Origin of the sequence: Pseudomonas sp. (assembly GCF_049645325.1) — a bacterium.
Classification (GTDB): domain Bacteria; phylum Pseudomonadota; class Gammaproteobacteria; order Pseudomonadales; family Pseudomonadaceae; genus Aquipseudomonas.
This window is the reverse complement of record NZ_JBARTQ010000118.1, coordinates 1-2,848: the sequence shown is the minus strand read 5'-3', so window position 1 is coordinate 2,848 and position 2,848 is coordinate 1. Positions and strand designations below refer to the sequence as shown.

Annotated in this window: 3 protein-coding genes; all 3 read right to left on the bottom strand. The window is 61.3% G+C overall.

Annotation, left to right across the window (positions count from 1 at the left end; translation table 11 throughout):
- Positions 1-79: 79 nt before the first annotated feature.
- Positions 80-979 (bottom strand): polysaccharide deacetylase family protein, encoded by a 900-nt coding sequence (locus WBB95_RS05165; RefSeq protein WP_424486579.1) that lies wholly within the window; start codon positions 977-979, stop codon positions 80-82.
- An 83-nt stretch (positions 980-1,062) separates the two neighbouring features.
- Complete coding sequence (locus WBB95_RS05160) at positions 1,063-2,313, bottom strand: OprD family porin (protein WP_424486578.1); 1,251 nt, start codon at positions 2,311-2,313, stop codon at positions 1,063-1,065.
- A 346-nt stretch (positions 2,314-2,659) separates the two neighbouring features.
- Positions 2,660-2,848 (bottom strand): hypothetical protein (locus tag WBB95_RS05155; RefSeq protein ID WP_424486577.1); only part of this gene is annotated, 189 nt, incomplete at its 5' end.

Genomic DNA, 2,848 nt, shown 5'->3' with positions numbered 1-2,848 from the left:
AGTCACAGGTGTATTGGCTGATAATCCGCTTTCGCTAGCAAGCCCGCTCCCACAGTGGATCTCCACAGGGTTCCAGACGTCAGTGTGAATCCGCATCCCACACCCAGTTCCACACGCCGGGCAGATGCACCGGCTCATTCACATCCTTCACCGTGCGCGCCAGCGCCGCGCGTTCCAGGGTGGTGTGGTCGGTGTAGAAGGGCTCGGCCGCGGTTTTCATGCCGTTAATCCGCGCGCTGTCCATCAGGATCTGCAGGTACTCCTGCAAGTGCCGCGCGGTGTAGCGGTTGATGTCGTGGAAGGTCACCACCACAGGTATCACGCCATCCACCGTCGGCAACTCTCCCAAGGCAATGCGCTCGCGCACCACCGACAGTTGTCGGTACAGGTTGGCGCGGCGACGCGGGCTGCCATTGAAGCCCCAGATCTTGCCGTCGTTGGCACTCAAGTCCGTCAGCAACACGTGCATGTTGTGGCGCGTGTAGGCGGCGAAAGTGCGTTTGTCGTAGTTCCAGAAGGGTGGGCGCACCAGCGCGGGTGGCGCGCCGGTGATCGACGCAATGTCGGCCGCACCTTGGGTGAGGGTGCTTTCAAGCTCGCTGTCGTTCAGCCAACGGTGGTTGGTATGAAAGGCCGTGGCCGTGTGGAACGCGAGGACATGCCCGGCCGCGTATTCACGCTCCATGGTCTTGCGCCCGCGGGCGCTGCCGCCGGAACGCGAGGCCTCGGTCTGCAGGAAGAACACCGCCTTGATGCCCGGCAGTACCGGGTTGTGCGCCAGGTCTGCCACCACCGAGCGGCTCGGGTTGTTGTAACCCGAGGCGCTGGGACCATCATCAAAGGTCAGTAGGAAACGAATCGGTGCCTGGGCCTGCAAGCGCTGTTCGGTCTGCGGCGTCAGGGCAATGGGTGCGCCGATGCACCCGCTGAGGCTCAACGCCAGGGCAAGCAGTGCGCAGGTGTTGGCGAAGGATTTCATTAAATGTGCGGGCTCGAATTGAGGCCGCTGCTGGGCGGATCAGCAGCGGCAGGCGCGCACCATACAGCAAGTTCAGCGCTGGTTCACAGCAGGCTGATCGGGTAACTGACGATCAACCGGTTTTCATCGAACTCATTGTTGCTGTAGTCGCGGCGCATGCTGGAGTTGCGCCAGCGCACATTAAGGTTTTTGAGTGTGCCGCTCTGGACGGTGTAGCCCAATTCGCTCTCGCGGCCCCATTCCTTGCCGTCGGTGATGGTGCCGGTGTGCACGTTGCTGCCGCTGATGTAGCGGTTCATCAAGGTCAGGCCCGGCACACCAAGGACCACGAAGTTGAAGTCGTGGCGCACTTGCCAGGATTTTTCCTGGGCGTTGTCGTAGCTGGCGTTGTAACTGTCGTTGGCCAGGGTGCCGCCGCTGGTGCCGTTGACGCGCATCCACGCGCTGTTGCCGGTGAGCTTTTGCAGGCCGACGTAGAAGGTGTTGCCGCCGTAACGGGCGGAGAACAAGCCGGACCAGGTCTTGTTGTCCAGCTCGCCTGCACTCGCGCTGCCGTCGTCCTTGCCGTAGAAGAACCCGAGGTTGGCGCCCAGGGTCCAGTCGCCCACGGGTTGGCTGTGGATCAGGTTGACGAACTGCTGGCGGTAAATGTCCTTGAGCTGCGCATTCCACAGGCCTACCTGGGTGCGCTTGTCGTTGAACGCATATTCGCCGCCCTGGAAGTTGAAACGGTCGGAGGTGAAAGCGGTTTTGCCGAACATCGACAGGTCCGTCATGCTGCTGTCGTCGCGTGGGCTGTTGGCGCGGAACTGGCCACCGTACAGCGTCAGGCCGTCAATTTCCTTGGAAGTGACCTGTCCGCCGCGCAGGGTTTGCGGCAGGGAACGGCCGTCGTCCGAGCGCAGGATCGGCAGCACCGGCATCCATTCGCCCACTTTCAGTTCAGTCTTTGAAATCCGCGCCTTGAACGCGACGCCCAGGCGCCCGAAATTGTCCGCCGGGCGGCCATCACGGTCCAGTGGCAACAGCTGGGTGCCACCGGTGCCACGTCCGCCATCGAGCTTTTGCGAGTACAAACCCAGCACATCCAGGCCGAAACCCACCGTGCCCTGGGTAAAGCCGGACTTGGCGTCGAGGATGAAACTTTGCGTCCACTCCTGCGCGCCGCCCTGGGCTTTGGTCGGGTTGGTGTAATTGCGGTTGAAGAAGAAATTGCGCAGGTTGAGGTTGGCGCTGGCGTCTTCGAGAAAGCCGTGTTCTTCGGCGACGACGGGCAAGGCAAGGCTGGCGATAGCGGTGACCAGCAACAGCTGGCGCGGGTGCAAAGTGCTCATGGCGAGGGACCTGTTGTTATTGGGGTTATGCAGGTGGCGGCCATGGTGCGGCGCGGTATGGGGCGATGACAGTGGGGGAAGGCGGGTTGTGGGCGATGATCGAACGCAAGTTGCCGGGCCTGTGCATTGCGCTCAGGCCGACCACTTTGCACCTCGCATAGGCGCGGTGTGCTTTAACGGGGCGCCTCAGATCAAGATCAAAAGCAGAACACGGCGGCCTGAGTGGTTGGATCAAGAGCGGATCACGAACGGGAGCTGGGATGCTTGCCGAGGGCTGGCCCAAACATTCAATTTCTGATCGGTCAAATGTGGGAGCTGGCTTACCGGCGATAGCATCACTTGAGTGTCACTGATAAACCGAGGTGTCTGCATCGCAGGCAAGCCAGCTCCCACAGAAAAGCAGATCTGCGGTGTAGCAGCGAGCTGATATCTGAAGCCGAACCGGATCAAAAAAATGTGGGAGCGGGCTTGCTCGCGAATGCAGTGTGTCAGTTGATGGATTCATTGGCTGACCCACCGCATTCGCGAGCAAGCC